Annotated in this window: 10 protein-coding genes and 2 pseudogenes; 1 reads left to right on the top strand and 11 read right to left on the bottom strand. The window is 36.5% G+C overall.

Features of this window, described 5'->3' with window-relative positions; genetic code table 11:
- Window positions 1-168: 168 nt before the first annotated feature.
- From LEP1GSC059_RS06790 to LEP1GSC059_RS06755, 8 genes are read right to left on the bottom strand one after another with little or no spacing between them, the layout of a single operon-like run.
- The gene (locus tag LEP1GSC059_RS06790; protein WP_017215511.1) at window positions 169-858 is read right to left on the bottom strand and encodes a hypothetical protein; all 690 of its coding nucleotides are present in this window, start codon (window positions 856-858) and stop codon (window positions 169-171) included.
- Entirely contained in the window at window positions 855-4,007 is a 3,153-nt protein-coding gene (locus LEP1GSC059_RS06785; protein ID WP_020980511.1) for an efflux RND transporter permease subunit, read from the bottom strand. Before LEP1GSC059_RS06785 ends, LEP1GSC059_RS06790 begins: the two co-directional genes overlap by 4 nt.
- Window positions 3,977-7,078 carry an efflux RND transporter permease subunit gene (locus LEP1GSC059_RS06780; RefSeq protein WP_036057250.1) on the bottom strand — a complete coding sequence of 1,034 codons (3,102 nt, stop codon included), beginning with the start codon at window positions 7,076-7,078 and terminating at the stop codon, window positions 3,977-3,979. The genes LEP1GSC059_RS06785 and LEP1GSC059_RS06780 overlap by 31 nt, the downstream gene beginning before the upstream one ends.
- Before the next feature lie 2 nt (window positions 7,079-7,080).
- Window positions 7,081-8,574, bottom strand: a complete 1,494-nt coding sequence (locus tag LEP1GSC059_RS06775; RefSeq protein ID WP_036057249.1) for an efflux RND transporter periplasmic adaptor subunit — start codon at window positions 8,572-8,574, stop codon at window positions 7,081-7,083.
- A 5-nt stretch (window positions 8,575-8,579) separates the two neighbouring features.
- Window positions 8,580-9,233: a tetratricopeptide repeat protein gene (locus tag LEP1GSC059_RS06770; protein ID WP_017215508.1), complete on the bottom strand. Its 654-nt coding sequence runs from the start codon at window positions 9,231-9,233 to the stop codon at window positions 8,580-8,582.
- The gene (locus tag LEP1GSC059_RS06765) at window positions 9,230-9,961 is read right to left on the bottom strand and encodes a lipoprotein (RefSeq protein ID WP_020980529.1); all 732 of its coding nucleotides are present in this window, start codon (window positions 9,959-9,961) and stop codon (window positions 9,230-9,232) included. Before LEP1GSC059_RS06765 ends, LEP1GSC059_RS06770 begins: the two co-directional genes overlap by 4 nt.
- Window positions 9,962-9,973: 12 nt before the next feature.
- A complete protein-coding gene (locus LEP1GSC059_RS06760; protein WP_017215507.1) occupies window positions 9,974-13,624 on the bottom strand; it encodes an Ig-like domain-containing domain in 3,651 nt (1,216 codons plus the stop codon).
- A gap of 4 nt (window positions 13,625-13,628) precedes the next feature.
- A complete protein-coding gene (locus LEP1GSC059_RS06755) occupies window positions 13,629-15,173 on the bottom strand; it encodes a TolC family protein (protein WP_051196099.1) in 1,545 nt (514 codons plus the stop codon).
- Window positions 15,174-15,958: 785 nt separating this feature from the next.
- Between LEP1GSC059_RS06755 and LEP1GSC059_RS22885 the strand changes: the two genes are divergently transcribed.
- Window positions 15,959-16,734 (top strand): IS5 family transposase gene (locus tag LEP1GSC059_RS22885; RefSeq protein ID WP_238323705.1). Its coding sequence is split into 2 segments (ribosomal slippage): window positions 15,959-16,283 and window positions 16,283-16,734, totalling 777 coding nucleotides; the frame shifts between segments, so codons are not numbered across the junction.
- Between the two features lie 290 nt (window positions 16,735-17,024).
- Here the strand turns inward: LEP1GSC059_RS22885 and LEP1GSC059_RS06740 are convergent.
- From LEP1GSC059_RS06740 to LEP1GSC059_RS24090, 3 genes and pseudogenes are all read right to left on the bottom strand, one after another.
- A complete protein-coding gene (locus LEP1GSC059_RS06740) occupies window positions 17,025-17,588 on the bottom strand; it encodes a tetratricopeptide repeat protein (RefSeq protein WP_017215506.1) in 564 nt (187 codons plus the stop codon).
- A 414-nt stretch (window positions 17,589-18,002) separates the two neighbouring features.
- Window positions 18,003-18,411: pseudogene (locus LEP1GSC059_RS24095) on the bottom strand (hypothetical protein); the annotation flags it as partial.
- 15 nt (window positions 18,412-18,426) lie between these two features.
- A pseudogene (locus tag LEP1GSC059_RS24090) lies at window positions 18,427-18,534 on the bottom strand (IS5 family transposase); the annotation flags it as partial.

Genomic DNA, 18,534 nt, shown 5'->3' with positions numbered 1-18,534 from the left:
TAAAATACTAGTTTACATTTTACTCATGTGAATTCATAGAAAAAATCTGGACTGATAAAAAACTCAATGTCGTGGCACAACATAATAGACAATTAGATACTCAATTTATAGAGATTCGTAATCATTCTTTCTTTCAAAATTTGTTGTTTCCAAAGTCCCACAACTATATTAACGAAACCAAATTTGAATTACAAGATTGATCGCAAGTAGATTTATAAACAATAAACTTGGGGATAACCAAGTTAAAATAGCTCTTCCGTTATTTTGATTATACTGTCCCGTAAAAGCATAAAAACACAATCTACCTTCCCAAATCCAAGATACTAGTAAAATTATAAAACAAATCAAAAAGAATAATTTTAATGTTTCAAAGTTTCCAATCGTGTAATTTGATAAGACTAAATCATACATAACCGAAATTATAAAACTAGATAATAGAAGCGGAAGAGAGGTTGCAAGAGTTGTAATGAAAAGTTCTTTGAATCGGGTTTTATGTTCTCCAATAAAATAAAGAATTGGAAGCCGGATTAACGAAAGTAAGATTGGAATTAAAATCCAAATCGAAACGTAGATTATTTTGGAAAGTAAGATAAAAACGATTCCTTGATTTTGTCCGTAATTTTTTCGATTTTCTTCCACCTTTGCCGAAGCTTCTTGAGCCACCGTAACTTTAACCGAAGAAAAAAACGATTCCTGTAAAACCCTCGTGCACGTGAGTAATATTGTAAGGCTAATCAATACAATAAAAAAATTCTTAACCGGGTAGTTCGATTGAATTTGATTGGATTGTAACGAATAAATCTTAAAATAATATTCCGGCTTAAACAATGTATTCTTTAAAAAACTCAATACAGTCATCTTGTGTTTCTCCTAAGTTCGATAAGTTTTAAGTTTGTCCAGTCTATGCTTTGCCGATACACGTCCGTAATTGTATTTGTGATCGCGGTAGTATATAAGTAAAACGTGATAAATACGATTGGAGTAAAAAAACAAATTCCAATCAGCCCAAGAATCAATGTAATGGAAACGGTTTTTAGCATCGCCGCACCGGTTCCAAAACTGAAAATGGATGGTAAATAAAATAGAATGATTAAAAACCAAAGTTGAAAAAATTTCGATAGTAAGGTTCTTATTTTTTCTTTTAAGTCGTACGGCATTAAACCAATTTCAAATTTTTCTCCCTGATTTTTCCAAGGAGAAAGTTCTTTCCGAAGTATAAAAGTTTCTAATATTCCGAACGCACTGATGATAATCATGCCGATATAAACTGGAATGGTCAAAGGTAAATCGATCCAATAAATGATTATGATAACAAAAAACAACGGCAAAGGTAATACAGATAATAATAAAAAAGGTCCTTTTAAGGATTCCAAATAAGATGCAAGAATCATAAATAGAATCAATCCAGCGAAACTCAAAATGAAGTTCATTTTTTTTTGATGTTCTAATACCTTTTGCAGGCTATCGCTGAATTCTATTCTGTATTGTTTAGGAAGTTCGACTTCTTTTAGTTTTTCGAGCTTGGGTAGAATTTCGGTTAAACTCATATCTGCAATTCTAAGACTAAACGATAAAACCCTTCTTTTATTTTTTCTATAAATCCTGACGGGTGTAGTGTCTCTGGTTAGGGATGCAATTTCCAACAAAGGCACTGATTTACCTTTTTCAGTATCAATTTTATATTCCTTCAGATCTGTAAATTGATCCCGGTAATTCGAATCATATCGAATTCTAATGTCTACTTCTCTTTCTTCTTCTATAAATTTTGTAGCGACTCCACCTTGAATTCCGTAACGTAGCAATCGACCTATATCTTGGGAACGGATTCCCAAGGATTCACTTTTTTCCTTGTCTATAACTACCCGGACCTCTTCTCTAGGCGGTTTATATCTCAATAAAACGTGTCTAACGTTAGGAAGCAATTCTTGTGCTACGGAAGAAACTTGTCTTGTAATTTGATCAATCTTATTTAGATCGTCTCCGATTACGTCGATCGTTACTTCCTTTAATAAAGCTTCGTCGTTGCTTCCTGAAAAATATATAAAAGCGGGTTTAATGTCTCCTACGATTTCTTCTAATTCTTTTCCGATTTCATCTACATTCGATACGCTTTCATTAAACTTCACTACGATTGTAGACTTACCGTTTTCCACTTTTGAATTGACTTCTTTAATATTATATAATTCTGATAGACTTTTTTCGATCCGTTCCGTAATTGCGTTAATTCTTGAAAAACTAGTTCCAGAGGGGAACTCTACGTTCCCTATCAGCTGTTTTTCCTCTACTTTGTTGATAAACTCGTGTTTGGAAATAAAATAAAAATAAATACCGATTAGGATAAATAAAATATAAACGGACAAAAATACTTTTGGTCTTTTTCTAGAATAATCAATAACCGACAAAGTTTTATCGATTATATCCTCTTTCATTCTATGAATGTAATATGATAGAATGTCCAATTTATGGATGAAAGTTTTTAAGATTTTTGGAACGTTAAAAATTTTAATGTCGATTTGAAATTTGGTTCTAAGACTCGGTAATATCGTAATTGAAATCAAATAGCTGATAAAAAAATTTACAGATAAAACAAAACCTAAGCCGCCGTAAATACTTTTCAGTTCTTTCGTAGTAAATAAAATCGGAAGAAATACACCAGATACCAACAATATCGTGGTGAATATCTCGCCCGTAATCGAATTTGAGTTTTTTCCATAATTAGAAAATAATTGATTAACTATAAAAACGCATAGGCAACATCCACAACCTAAAATTAATCCTACGATCGTAACAAGATTATAATCGATTTTTAGGAAATACATAAAAATCGATCCGATAAAAAACTGACAAACCAACAAGAACGCAAATAAACAAGAAGATTTAAATTCTTGGAATATTAAGGAAGCTGCAATAATAAAAAGTATAAACCCAATTAACGAGGCAAAAAAGAAGTTTCTGATAGCCTGTATGACCGTTTCCGCTTGGTCATATAAAATTTCAAAGTTCAAATTTGTATTTTCTGCTTTTTTGAGTTCTTTTCTAAGTTCTTCAGAAACCGCCAAAAGGTTAGCCGTTCCCGCTCGATAAACGTATATGCTGACCGTATTTTGTCCGTTCACTCTCGCCGCAGAATTTTCCTCTCTGTAAGAAAAGCTCACTTTTGCCACGTCGCCCACTCGGATTAGTTTTCCAGATTCATCTTTTCGCAAAGATAAGGATTCTATTTCCTTTAAACTCCGTATTCTACCTTTAACATATACCGGAATTTGAATGGACCCTTCCGTAACCTCTCCGGGATTCTCGTTATGATTCGCCTCCTGTAACACGGATAAAAGTAAGTTCATATCCACGCCGAATCCGATCATTTTCTGCGCATCGCATGAAATTAAAATTTCCCTCGGTTTTCCTCCGGCTACTACGACTTCGCTAACACCGGGAATTCCTTCTATGATCTTTTTGATTTCACGATCGGATATTTCTCGTATCTCCATAATGTTCAATGAAGAACTTTTAGGAACGATGATGAATACCGGTTTTTGAGTCGGATCGTATTGAAGTACGACCGGTTTTTGCGTTTCTCTAGGAAATCTATAAGAGACTTGTTCTACCTTATCTCTTATTTCCAATGATTTAATTTCCAAATCAGCATTCTGATCAAATTGAATATGTACTTTTGATTTTCCTTCCTCGGAGACGGAAAATAGATGTTGAATTCCGCCTAACGTAGATACGGATTCTTCAATCGGCTTTGTGATGATTTCTTCGATTTTTTCAGGACCGACGCCGAAATACTCCGTTTCCACTGTAAGACCAGGATAAGGCGCTTCTGGAAACAGGGATATGGGTATAAAACGAAATGCAATAACCCCTAAAAGTATCAGACTCAGAAAAATCATTACCGTTCCCGTTCTATGTTTTTCCACCCAAAGAACCAGAGCGAATGGTTTTCCTCCACGCTCAGGAACAGTCGTATATTCCTTTAGATCGCTTTTTTTCTTGCTCTTTGCCATTTTAGAATATAATAAAATGCGATCGGAATCAGAAAAAGAGAAAGTACAACGGAAGCGGCTAGTCCACTGATTACGGTTACCGCCATAGGTGATTGGAATTCAGTTCCTTCTCCCAATTCTAATGCGACCGGAAGTAAACCTAAAAGAGTGGTCCCATTGTTCATAATAATCGGACGGAGTACAATTTGTCCGCTTCCGATAATTGCCTCCTTAAGCGAAACTTGGTCGTGTTCTAAAATTTCTACGTATTCGTAGAATAAAGCGGCGTTATCCACGACAATTCCCACCAGGAGTATAATTCCGGTAAAGGAACTGATATTAAAACTATTACCCGTTATTAATAACGCCGGTATGATTCCAATTAGAATCAAAGGAATTGTACATAACATAATTAATGGAATTAAAAGCGATTCGAACTGTCCCGCAAGCAGCATGTAAATTAAAACGACAGCTAATACGAAAGCGAATAACAATTCCCGCATTGAAGAGTCTATATTTTCCTTTTCTCCTCCGAAATGAATTTTATATCCGACGGGTAATTTTAATCGTTCTATATACTCTTCGACTTCTGAAATTACGGCGGATTGTTTTACGTTTTCAACGTTAGCCGTAATTCTATTCACTCGACTTTGACCTATTCTAAGAATCGAAGCGTATCCTTTTCCTTCCCGAATTTCCGCCGCTTGATCAAGAAAGACCGCTTCCCCCGACGGTGTACGAATTATAATTCTGGAAATATTTTCTTTGTATTTTCGATCGGATTGTCTATAACGAAGTCTAACGTCAAATTCCTCGTCGTTGATTCTCAACCTTGTTGCTATCGTTCCTTTAAGTGCCGTTTTTAAAATTCCGGCAAGATATTGGTGTGATAATCCATAGACGGACATTTTGTCTTCGTCAAATCGAATCTGGAACTCTCGGTTCTCAGATTCTAAACTACTTTTGGAATCTGTAATACCTTGGATTTTAGAAATTTCATTTCTTACGTTTTCGCCTATAAAAGCCAAAGTGGCCAGATCATTTCCTTCTATCTCCAAAGTGACCGCTTTAGAATCAGGAGAAAGTATTTTTGAAAGCATATCTTCTTCCGGATAGAAATGAATTCCTATATTCTGAGAGTATTGAATTTTCTCCCTAAATCTACGAATGAAGTCCTTTGTCTTTTCCGATCGATCCGTAGAAAGTACAACTCTTACTTGAGCCTGATGAGTTCCGACTTCCCCTCCGGAACGGGATAAAATTTGTTCTTCATCGTAACCGATATTTGAAATGACGTGTTTTACTTCCTTTTCTTTGATTAATTTCGTTTCTAATTCTTGGACAAGTTCGGACGTAGAAGAAAGTGAAGAACCTTTTACATTAAGTATTTCTATTTTAAATTCTCCAGTATCTACTTTGGGTATGAACTCTTTATCTACATATGAAATTAAAATTAGAACTACTACAAAACAGATCGCGATTCCCATAAAAAAACGTTTCGGTTTTCCAAGCCAGTTTGTTAATCCTTTTACAAAACGAACGTCTATTTCGTTTTCCCAAGTCGCTACCTTTTTAAAGAAAGACCACTGATCAAATTTTCGAGACCATACCTTATTTCCTCGAAGTGCCGACAACATCGGTATAAGTGTAAGAGATACGGCTAAACTGACTAACAACGAAAAGGTGATTGTTAATGCCATTTCTCCGAATACAACTCCGATGATTCCTTTTAAAAAAACGATTGGTAAAAATATAATCACCGTGGTCAAAACTGCGGAAGTGATCGATCCTGCCACTTCATTGGCTCCTGTTAAGGAAGCCTCTTTTACGGGAAGTCCGTTCCTAACGTGTCTTTCGATCGCAGCCAATACTACGTTACCCGAGTCGAACAACATCCCGATTCCCAAGGACAAACCTCCCAACGTCATAACGTTGAGAGTAAGATCTTTGAGATACATCAGTAAAAACGTAGTAATAACCGATATGGGAAGCACCGTCAAAAGTATAAGCGGACTTTCCATATTACGAAGTATGAATATAAGAGAAAGAAAGGCAAGCAAACCTCCGGAAATCAATTCTCCGGTGATATTGTCTATGGATTGTTTTACGAATCTGGATTCTTCGTACACAATATCCGCCTTGATTACATTTTTATGTTGTTCCTTGAGTCGTTCCAATTCGGAGCGGACGGATTCGGATACAGTTACGGTGTTTTTTCCGGATTCCTTATAGATCGATACGGTTACACATTCTTCCCCATTATATCTTGCGAGCCCTTTCCTTTCCTTATACCCTTCATGAATCTGGGCGATATTTCCCAAACGAACCGGAATGTTCTTATCGTTTTTAGATACGTTGGTCTTTTCAATTTCACGAAAATCCCGATATTCACCCATCGTTCGTATCAATACGTCTTTAGAACCTTCTTCAATGTGACCCGCAGGATAATTTATATTAGAACTTTCTACTGCACCTTGTATGTCTTTAATGGATATTTGATGGGCATACATAGAAGAAGGATCTACTTCGATGAGAATTTCTTTTTTAAACCCTCCTGAAATTTGCGCGAGCGCGACCCCGTCCACACGATCCAAATAACTTTTGATTTCTCTTTTAATAAATCCCCTTAGTTCGTGTGTTCTGGATTTATCTACGGGGAAAAAAACGATCTCTTGAATTGCGGATTGGCTCGGATCGAATTTTGTGACGATTGGTTTGCCCGCATCTTCGGGAAGGATCCCTCGAATTAGATCTATTTTTTCCCTCACTTCCATTGCAGAGTAATCGATTTTGTTTCCCCAACCAAATTGTAGAGTAACAAAAGAAACTCCTTCCATCGATTCGGAAGAAATTTTTTCGATTCCTTTCACTGTACCGACAGATTCGGTTAAAGGTTTTGTAATTAAATTTTCAACCTCTTCAGGGGCAGCATTTTGAAAATTTGTAATCACCGTTAGGCGGGGAAATTCCATATCCGGAAGCAAATTCACCTCCAGATCTTTTAGAGAGATTAAGCCAAGCAAAATCAAAAGTAGATAGAACATAGCCGTCGTGACCGGTCTATCGATTGCTATCCGCTGAAGGTATTTCACTTTTATTTAAGACTGTTTTCCATCTCTGGACGAACTTTCATACCGTCCTTGAGTTGGGTAAGTTTTTCCACGGCTATGATACTTCCAGGATTTAAACCTTCGAGTATTTCAATCTTATCTTCGTATTGATTTCCAGTTTTTACTTTGGATCTTAATGCGATCCCATCATTGAGTACATAAATCCATGCTGCGTCGTTATCTTTAGCGAATAAGGATTCCGATGGAACCAAAAGGGACACTTTTGTCTCTCCCGTAAAAATGGAACCCCTTATAAACATTCCTGGATTTAATGATCGGTCCTCGTTTTTGATTAAAGCTTTTACTTCTATAGTGTGAGTTTTAGGATCTACGATTGGGTTGATAACTCCTACTTTTCCGTAAAACTTCTTTTCGGGATATACGTCTGCTGTAAATTCAAGATCCATACCTTTACGGATCGATGTCATATCAGATTCTCGAATATTCAATTTTGCGAATACTTTATGAATATTTACAAGAACTAAAATCGCCTGATCTGGACTATTTACCGCTCCCGGATTTACGTATTCCCCAACGTGTTTGTTCACGTAGGCTACAATTCCGTCAATCGGAGATCGGATCGTAGCGGCACGAATTAACTCCTCCGTGGACGTTAGAGCTGCCTGTGCGGCTTCTACTTGAGAATGTGCGACATTTACTTCCGCCTTGTCGATACGGGTATTAATATCAACGAATAGTTTTAATTTTTCCTTGGGATCTTCGGGAACTTTCATATTTTTCGAAGTAATATCTTCGTTCCTAAAACCTACCATTCCCATTTCCAAATCCTTTACGCTCATACGATATTTGGCCTCCGCCGTGATAAGTGAAGTTTGAGCGTGTTCTATTTCTTCCTTGCTGATACCACCTTCTCTGTAGAGAGTTTCCTTACCGGCAAAGGTCATTTTCATTTTAGCTAATTCAGCTTTGGCTTCTTTGGTTTGTGTCCTTCTTTTTTCTATATCCAGCATTCTGACTTCAATGTTCTCTTTGGCTTTTGCGAATTTTTCCTCGCTAAGGCTGAGTGAAGAAAACGCGCTTTGTAAAGCGGACTGATTTTTTTTTCTTTCTAACTCCAACTGAAGAGTGTCAACTTGAAGCAACACCTCCCCTTTTTTAACTTTTTCCCCTTCTTTAGCTTTAATTTCTACGATGATACCTGCGGTTTTAGAAACTATATCTACCTTATCCAAAAAATCGACGGTTCCTAAAGAGTGAATTGATGGATTTATCTTTTCCGGATGAACCATAATCGCTTTTACAATTACCGAGTCCATAACGTAATCTTTGTCTTTTTTTTTGAATAAACTAAGGATAAATTCAAATTTGCCTTCTTTTCTTTTATCTCTAATGGAAGACCTTAGATCCGATTGTATAAAAACTTTATAAAGTACGAATAAACAAAAGATCAATAATGCCATTTTAGCCGTTTTCGACATTAAGACGTTCCTAAAAATCTGTAACTTGGAAGCAGACATATAGTTTAACGTGCCCTATTTATTTCGGACTCGATCATTTTGAACATATCGGAATTTTCTTCGGATATGGATTTAGCCTTTTCAAAATAACGATCCGCCATTTCTTTTCTTTGTGCTTTTTGATATATCTTTCCCAAACGCAGATATAAAAGAGATAGTTTAGCAGACTCCGCTTGTGCTTGATCATACAAGGAAAGAGCCTCCTGAATTTTCCCTTCAGATTCCATCAATGTCCCCAATGTGTATTGTACTTCCCATCGATTAGGGATATTGTCTATAACGGATTCGAGACGTTCTTTCACTTCCACCCGATCCTCTCCGCGTAAACTTTGCATTTTTGAAAGCCAGTATTCTGCGTTCGAATTACATTTTTCACTACTCGCAGCGTTTTTGAACATCTCCTCCGCCTTTTCAAAATCTTTTTTATAATAATAAATCTTGCCCAACATGATCATGGTATTCGTCGAATCGGAATCCATTTCTAAAACCTGCGAAAAAAGCGCAAATGCTCCGTTCAGATCTCGTTTTGCGTAAGCAATATTCGCGTCTCTTTTTAAAGACTTTAACTCTTCGGATTCTTTTTTACAGGAATACGTTGAAGCGATAATGAATACCAAAATAGGAATAAGAAATTTTTTACGAGAATATCTATGTATCATAGTTTTAATAAGGCACCAATCTTATTGGAAATATTTTGGCAGACTTCTCTTAACAGATTGGCATCGTTTAAGGTACGTCCGTTGACCACATAAGTGACTCCACCTTTTAATACTCCGTTCGAATCATAAATTTTAAGAAAGACCAGAGAATTGAAATCTTCCTCCAATAAATTTCCAGAATCGTTATTACCAATGGCTCCTTGAACAAAATAATGGATCCCCGTTCGTTCCGATAAAGATTTGATCTCGTCGCTGGAAAGATAATCACCAAATTGTACCTCTTTAGATACATTAGAAAATCCTACTACTGTTCCCTTATCCAAAACATGCCGCAGATTTTCCGGAAGTAAATCTTTTACATTTGCACTTCCTTCCGCAGCTTGGGTTTCGGTCGCTATCGGGATAGTTTCTTTTTTTTCATTCGAGTCAACGGATTCGGAATTCGAAATTAATTTCCTTAAGGATTTCTCTTCTGGCATTTCCTTTATAGAATAACCTTCCGCCATCAATTGGAGTTGAAGCATATCCTTAAAGTTTTCCATAAGATAAGGAGAGAATCTAGCGTCCCTACTGACAATTTTTCCTAAAGCCAAAGAAGTATTTTCTTCAGACTTCATTACATATACCTGATAACTTCCGGAAGAACGGAATAACTTGGAAATTGCCGAGCAGTTATATAAAATCGTCGAAAATAAAAGTAATACGATCGATTGGAAAATTTTATTCATAAATATACTCTTTTAATTACTTTCGAAGAAAAAATTGAACTGCGAAGATAAAGCAGTCCCGTTTGTATTCGTGGCAGACTGATCTATTTGAATCAAATAGAGGGGATAATTTGCTCCGCCGATTCCCGTATTAAATAACATATCAAAACCGCACACTAAATTGACGTCCGTCATCGAAATGGTCAAAACTCTATCGCTGTCGCTCCATACCCACTTACCTTTGTAAATAGAAGAAGCGCTATTCGGGACCTGAGATACAGCGCTTATACTGACTGCGTTTAATGCACTTACGGTATTCATCGGTTGATTAAAAACGATTACAATGTTGTCCGAAGTAGAATCTGCAGGACAAACCTGCAACCCTGGAGTGAAGGAATAGGAGGAAGCAGGAAGAAAAGGAGTTCCCGCCTGCCACCAACATCCTGTTGTAACCGCCATACTGTTACAGTTGGCTTGGTTTCCTCTTCCGATCGCGATTACTTGCGGTGAATTATTCTCAGTTCTGAATATTAGAGAAAATGAATTTTGTAGAGAATTTCCCGCTAAATCTTTCGCCGAAGTAGAAATTGTTAAAGTATAATTTTGCCTACTGGTTAACGCAATCAAAGGAGTCAAAGTCATGTCGCTCCCTGCAAAAGTGATCGCAAAATTCGCAGAAGGAGAGACAGATAACGCGTTTTGTGTAGAAACTGGATCCATTACTTCGTTAAAATGAATTACAATCGGAACACCCGTGCACACGTTATTCGTAAGAGTACCGTTTTGAGCGTTTAACACGTCGTTAGGTGGGGCTACACAATTATCCCCGTCCCCATCCACTTCAAAATCGATTCCGGTTACCACCGGTTGGTTCGAATCCAAAGCCCCCACTACAAAAGTAGCATTTACAGAATTCCTAAGTCCTTTGCTCGAAGTATTTGTTATCGAGGTCGCAAGAGAAATATTATATCTCCTTCCGTATTGAAAAGCTACGTCCGGAGTAAAGATCATCTGATTTGCAGTCGGAAAAGAAAATTGTCCCGTTACTGAAGGAGAAATCGTAAAACCGGATCGGAGAGAAGACGAATTCATCGGTTCGGAAAAGGTAACCACGATCGGGTTGATCGCTGGATTTCCAGTACAAGCGTTGTTGACTGTCGCAGCTAAAATGTTAGAAACGATTCCCAGACCCGCTTGGCAATTTGCAGTTGTGCCAGAAAACACGTCTATGGAGTTTACAGCAGGAAAACCTCCAAGTGGTGACGTGAGAAAATAAAGAACATAAGCGCTTTGAATTTGAATTCCACCTGAGTCGGTGGCGTTTTGACCGATCGAAATCACGTACTGAGTGTTCGGATTGAGAGATTGAGTTGCGATAAATCGAAGTGTAGTCGGAGACGTCCAAGAGATAAGTCCTGAAATGTTTGGACTAATCGAGAACGCTTGAGACGTCAAATTCTGATCCATGTTTTTACTGAATATAACTTCGAATGACGCTCCTTGCCCCGTTCCTACGTTATCTGTGCAAACGTTCGTCACAAAGGAAGGTGTTAAGGAATCGTCCATCCCGCCATCACAACCTCCCGGACCGGTCGCAACGTCGGATAACACGTTGAGTACGGTAGGCGGAGTATTGTTTACCGGACCTCCGTTTCCAGTCGTAAAAAAGCTAATAAATTCAGAAACCATCGCGTTACCCGCAAGGTCCTTAGCCGCAGTACTGATTGTAAGTTTATACTGTGCGAACAAATTCAAATTCTGAGACGGAGTAAACAACAACTCGGTAGGAGAAGGCCAAGTAATTAATCCCGTCACGGATGGAGTTAACGAAAATGCGTTTGTAGTTGCCGCTTGATCCATCGGCTCGTTAAATCGAACTCTAAATCTGGTTCCGTTCGTCTGACTACAAACGTTAGTGGTAAGATTCGGGATCGGAGTAAGTCCTAAATTCCCACAGACTGGAGCCAAGTCGCTTAACAACGGCCCCGTTGTAAAATCCATTCTGGGCGGAAGAAGATCGATTCCGAACGTAAAAGAAAACGAATAAGAAGATCCTAATGTATTTCCATCTAAATCCATTGCGGAACCTGGAATTGAAATTGTATAAGTTGTGTTCTGCCAATCTTGGCTCGGAGTAAATACTAAAAGACTGCCGTTTCCGCAAGGACCAGTAGAGCCGCATAACGCGTTACCACTCGTAAGCCAAGTTTTAGTTCCTATGATATTTGGAGAAATACTTATCGCGTTTTCAACCGTGGACTGGACTACGGATTCGCTAAAATGTATGAGTATAGGAGTATTTGCAGAAGCAGTAGAAAGGCCCGAACAAGCTCCGGTTTTATCCCGGATTCCGTTGATCGGATCTAACACAGAGGCAAGTGTGCCGGGTGCGCAACCTGCTCCCGTGTTTAGGAAACCATCCTGAAAAATCACTCTTGGAATTTGAAAATCCTGACCCACCGTAAACGAGAAAGAATAATTTTGGCCTACCGGATTTCCCGCTATGTCCGTTGCATTTCCAGAAACAGTAACGGTGTAAGTAACCGAATGCTGCCAAGGTATTACAGGCGTAAACGTTAGTCGGCTTGTCGTACCACAAGGACCGGTAGATCCACAACTTCCGTTCGGACTTGTGGACCAAGTTTTGATTCCGTTGATATTCGGAGATATGTTAATATTCGAATCGGTTGTGGCTAAATTCATCGCTTCCGAAAAATCAATCATAATCGGAGAGGATTGAAAACCAGGGACAATACCGGTACATAAACCTACTGCATTAAAAAGTCCTGCCGGAAATAAAGTAGAAGCAAGAGTACCAGGAGAACAACCGCCCACGTTTTGAATAAATCCGTCCTGCATTAGGACTTGAGGTTTGACGATTTCCGTTCCTACTGTAAAACTTACGGAGACATTTTTACCCAATGGATTTTCGGACGTATCTTGTGCGGTTTGTGAAACAGTTAAAACATAGGTAAGACCAGTCGTAAGAGCTTCTCTAGGAGTAAAAGTAAGAACTGTATTATTATTACTCCAAACAAAAGACCCTACCATTTGTGGAACGGAGAGAAAGTTAGATTCTACGGTTCCCCTATCCATCGGTTTTGTAAATGTCAACACAAGCGGAGTGTTGACACAAACGTCGGTAGTACTATAAAAGTTATTTTGAAAATTTACAAAATCCATAATCGGATCGGTGTTCAGACAACCTATTGTGTTTTTTCTTCCACCGATCGAAATCACGTCGGGAGGAAGTACGTCGGTACTTACGGAAAAACTAATACTGTACGGTTTTTCTAAATCGCGACCGTCTTGATCTTCACATCGATTGGAAAGATTTACTAAATAAGTAATTCCACCTTGCCATCTTTTATTTGGTGTAAAGGTCAAAGAACTTCCATTAACTTCAAAAAGTCCTGTAACTCCCGGTTGAACCGAAAAAGCGCCGATACAACTTTGTTCGTCGATCGGTTTATTAAACGTCATTACGATTTTCTGATCCCTTAAAACGCCAGTTTGTCCCGGAGACGGAATGGAATACAATACTTTAGGCGAAGCTGGACTATTGTCCAAAGGAATCCAATTCTTGAATTTATTTTCAAGTTTACTGCAATTCATAGAGAGAAAACAAATCGAATATAAGAATATTATTAAAATAAAATATTTAAATTGTTTATGCTTTTTCATAGTTTTACTTCTTCAGAGGATCATATGTTTCCAAGTCTGCCTCAGAGTCGGTTTCAGGTGAATTGAAATATTCCTCAATATCTTTAACTTTAAAATTTTCGCTTACTTTCGATTTAGGAATGGGTCTGTTTTCTAAAATCAGGGGTAAAATTGTATTTCCGTGATTCGGTTTATAATTGAACAACTTCAAAGAATCGGGCGGCATACCCGAAACCCATTCCAATTCGTAAACGGAAGTACAATATTTTCCGATTGCATCTACAAGTTTTTCTTGAGCGCCAACAAGCTCGGTTTCGGCAAAAAGTATGTCTGATCGTTTTGCTTCTCCGACTTGAATTTTAGTATTCATTAAACGCATACTTTCATAACGAAAATAAACCATTCCACTACCGATCGTAATTAGATCATAAGATTCCTTAACGAAATCACTGGCCTTTTCAACTTCGATTGCAATAGATTGTTCTAGGCGTTTTTTTTCAGCAATAGAATCTCCTAGTTTAATCTTGCTCTCCATTACCTTTCTTGAATAACTCATATTATCTAAAACTTGCAGATTGTTGGACGTTGCGGCATTAAAGTTAGGATTTACAGTACCGGCAAAACCGGAACTAGCTTGGTTATTATAACGCATACCTAAATTTTCTGTCGTCGTATTCGTGGATCCACCCAAAGGGAAAACAACTTTAACATTTACATTCCATGTATCATTTTGTAAGGGATAGGTTACGCCGGTTCTTCCGTAAGAACCACCTACCGAAATCTGAGGAATCCATGCGTTTTCGGCTAGTTCGCGTTCTTTGGATAATTTTCTATTGTTAATTTTAATTCTGACTATTTCCGATCGTTGGTTTTGAGCGTTGTCGATCAACACTTCTCTTTTAAAATTGGGATAGGAAAGATAGAAGTCTGTGAGTAAATTCCCCTCAATGATAAGATCAAATTGACGGTCCAAACTCATGACCAACTTCAAATCGTTTTTAGCTTTGAGATACTCGTTGACGGATTTCACCAATGCGAATTCGATTTCTTGTAGGCGGGAGGCTACGCTTAAAACTTGAATTTGTGTGGTAAAACCGAGTTTTGCCTCTAGTTTTGCAAGTCTCAGTTGTTCTTTAGCGCGCTCCACCGATTTCTTATTCAAAGCCACCTTAGCAAGAGCGACTAACGTATTAATGAACGTCTTTTCAACTTCTAACTTAACTTTAGAAGAAGTAATTTTAAAATCTTCCCTACTTAGTATTTCCTCTAGTTGAGCAATATCAAGATCGAGTTTTTTCTTGCCACCGTCATAAACGATTTGGTCCAAATTGACCAAAATCGCATTGTAAACGTAATCGTTTGAATGTTCGATAATGTATTTCTGTCTTGTCATATTAACACCTAAGGTAGGTAGCAAATCTCTCCATCGTTCTGAAATAAGTTCCTTGATTGCGGTGTTTTTATTTTTGAGAGATAATAACAAATAATAATTCGTTAAGGCAATCTGAGTCGCAGTTTCCAAATTGACTCTTAAAGCCTTTTTATCGGAAGCATAGACATCAACACACATAAAAAAAAATAGAACAATAATACGCGCAAAGAAGATCGCAAAATTACCAACGATTCTTTTTTTCGGACAAAAATGATCTTGTTTAGTTATATTGATTTTTAATGCGAAAAGAAAATTAGAAAACTTACATAGAAGAACTTTTACGACACTTCTAATGAAATAATTTTGTCTTCTAACTATTGCAAAAGTTATTATGGTCATGTGTTTGCCACAAATCCCAAATTTGTGATTATTTATTATTAAAATATCACAAATTCTTTTGCCTAATTACTATCAGCCCAAATTTTCAGTCAATACTAATTTAATTTAGGTATAAATTTATTAAATTTGGTTTTATCTAAAAACAGCGGAGAAATGATTTCAAGATGATTCAATTTTAGGTACAAAAACTAATTTTTGAAAAAGAACTAAGCGATTGGGCGTATAAAAATAATTTTTCAATAGCTGTTTGATTTGAAACTGAAAAATGAAGTAGTTATAGAAAAGCTTGCTTTCATTGTTTTCAATTTCCTTTTTAGCTAAGAGCTGTCCCAAAACCTGTCGAGTAAGGACAGCTGAGTTCATAAAATGTGGGAACTACTGCAAAGATTTAACGACACTATGCTCGCAAATTGCCAAATGCGACTTAATTTGTAGGAACTACTGCATTTTATTAAAAATTTCTAAATCATAACCGCGTAAAATTCTTTTAGATTTTGGGACAGGTTCTAAAAGCCGGTCTCAAAATTGTTTGTAGAGAGAAAGGGTAATAATATCAATGTGAAATGGACAAATATTATTCAGAGATACCGGATGCACTTTGGAAACAAATAGCCCCATTAATCCCGAAAGAAAAGGTAAATCCGAAAGGAGGTCGCAATCGAGTACCAACACGAGTAGTAATGGCAGGTATCATCTATCGAATGAAAACAGGCTGTCAGTGGCGTGCCATTCCGAATGAGTTTGGATCAGGCCAAACTTGTCACAGAAGATTTCAAGAATGGGAACGAGCAGGAGCATTCAAAAAGATTTATAAATCTATTTTAAAATATTATGATGTAAAGAATCAAATAGCATGGGACTGGGCTTCGATGGATTCGGCAATGGTTAAAGCTCCCAAAGGGGGAGCTTAACTGGGAAAAACCCTACAGACCGTGCCAAATTAGGGGTTAAACGGCATATTCTTACAGATGGAAATGGAATTCCTTTGGCAATTACATTGACTGGAGCTAACGTTCATGACAAACACGGTGTAAAAGATACGTTGAATTCAATCCTAATATTTTCCGGAAAAAGAAGAAAGAAGCCAAAACATATTTGTTTAGATAAAGGTTATGATTTCAAAGATATAGAAGTTTTAATCAAAAGAAGAAACATTCAATCTCATATTCGGAAAAAAGGTGAAAAGCCTCTCATCGGTAAATATAAAGGAAAACCTAGACGTTGGGTCGTTGAAAGAACTAACAGTTGGCACAATCGATTCAGGGCTATCCTAATTCGTTGGGAAAGAAAATCTGAAAATTATCTTGCATCTCTTTATCTCGCAAGCTCTATCATTGCTTTTAACTTTTTTGATAGGTAGTTTTGAGACCGGCTCTTAGTTAAAATCTATTTTTCCACGATTTCAAATTCTACTTTTGATAGAATCATTGTTAGAGTTGTTGAAAAACTTCATAACGGCGATCAATAGAATTGCTTCAATAACCGTTTCTATAAAATAGAAACAAGATGGAGATTCATTTTCCAGCGACTCTAGTATTTTTGGTAATTTTCTTTTACAGTTATTTTTTAGATCAATTTGATTGAATACATCTTTGAAAATCCATTCACGCCATAAATTTCAAAAATCTTAAACTTGATTTGAGTGTTTATTTATCCTTTCTTAAGTTCTTCGATTTTAGACTTTGCATCCTTTTTTGGTTTTTCGTATTCTGTAGGCGCGACTTCAATAAACTTTTGATAACTGTCGATCGCTTGTTTTTTATTTCCCATTCGAGCATAAACAATACCTAAATTGAAATATACTTCTGCAAAGGTTTTATCTATCGCTACAACCTTTAGATAATTTTGAACCGCTTTTTCATTGTTTTGTTGATTTTGATAAGCGACACCTAAATTGTAAAAAGCTCTCGCATAATTCGGATCTCTTTCTGCGGATTTTGCAAAAAAAACGATCGCTTGGTCTAATTTACCTTCATTTAAATAAGTTACTCCTACGTTATTTACATATTCTGGAGATTGAGGATTTAATTTAATCGCTTTTTCAAAAAAGGACCGAGCCTGAACCAAATTTCCTTTGTTTAATAAAGTCACACCTTGTCGGTTAAATTCAAATGCTTTCGATTGTTGTTCCATTTTCGGTAAAGAATCTCCAAAATAATTTGTGGTAATCCCAAAAATAATCACAAAAAGTATAACTAATAATTTGAAATTCATAATGTTTTTTAAACTTCCCTTTAAACCAACATTTCAAATGAAAGTCTATTTTTCTAATCCATTTTTTAAAAAGTGATTTCATTTTTCCAATTTTTATAAAATTTTGCCCTTTAAAATCTCAATGTAAAACGATTTTTTGCCTTAAATGGGACACAAAATAATTGGACAAATATTATCATCAAAGCGATTCTACTATTTAGTTCTAAATTTTTATAACAATAATATTAGAATATTCTATTTTATAAATATTATTTTAAAACTTTACATAATAATCTAATTAGAGTTATTGAAAAATTCTATAGTTCGAGGCAAGAAATTCTGAGCGAACCCGGCATCGATCCTTTCGTCAAAGATATATTTTATTTTCATTATATATTAGTTTTTGCGAGGTTAATATCGTTCAGTGTGAATACACTAAGACGTTCTTTGTTCAGTAGAATATGTTGGACAAAGTGAAATAATCACCATATTCAAAAATAAAACTGTAATAAAATTAAAAAGTGAGGTGCGTGATCTATCCTAGTAAATGCGTATTTAAAAGTTAAATAAATTGGAACAGAAGAAATTGAAATATAATAAACAATTTCCGATTTTCCGGTGAAGAGTAAGAGAAAGAAGGAAGCAATGAGCAGAAAACAAACCCCAAGAAAATGTAATCTAGCTCCCAAGGTCATGCTGTAACTATTTCCAATCGAAAATTCAAGAATCGATATTAAATTAGAAAAATATCAAAATCACGATAAATTATAAATCGAAAAAATAACAAAGACGAAATTGAAAAAAGAATAAGGACGCACATCCTTTGCCATTGCTTTTCAATTAAGAGCCGGTCTCAAAACTACCTATCAAAAAAGTTAAAAGCAATGATAGAGCTTGCGAGATAAAGAGATGCAAGATAATTTTCAGATTTTCTTTCCCAACGAATTAGGATAGCCCTGAATCGATT

The sequence above is a fragment of the Leptospira noguchii serovar Panama str. CZ214 genome (assembly GCF_000306255.2).
GTDB classification, from domain to species: Bacteria; Spirochaetota; Leptospiria; order Leptospirales; family Leptospiraceae; genus Leptospira; species Leptospira noguchii.
This window is presented reverse-complemented; position numbering and strand designations above follow the sequence as displayed.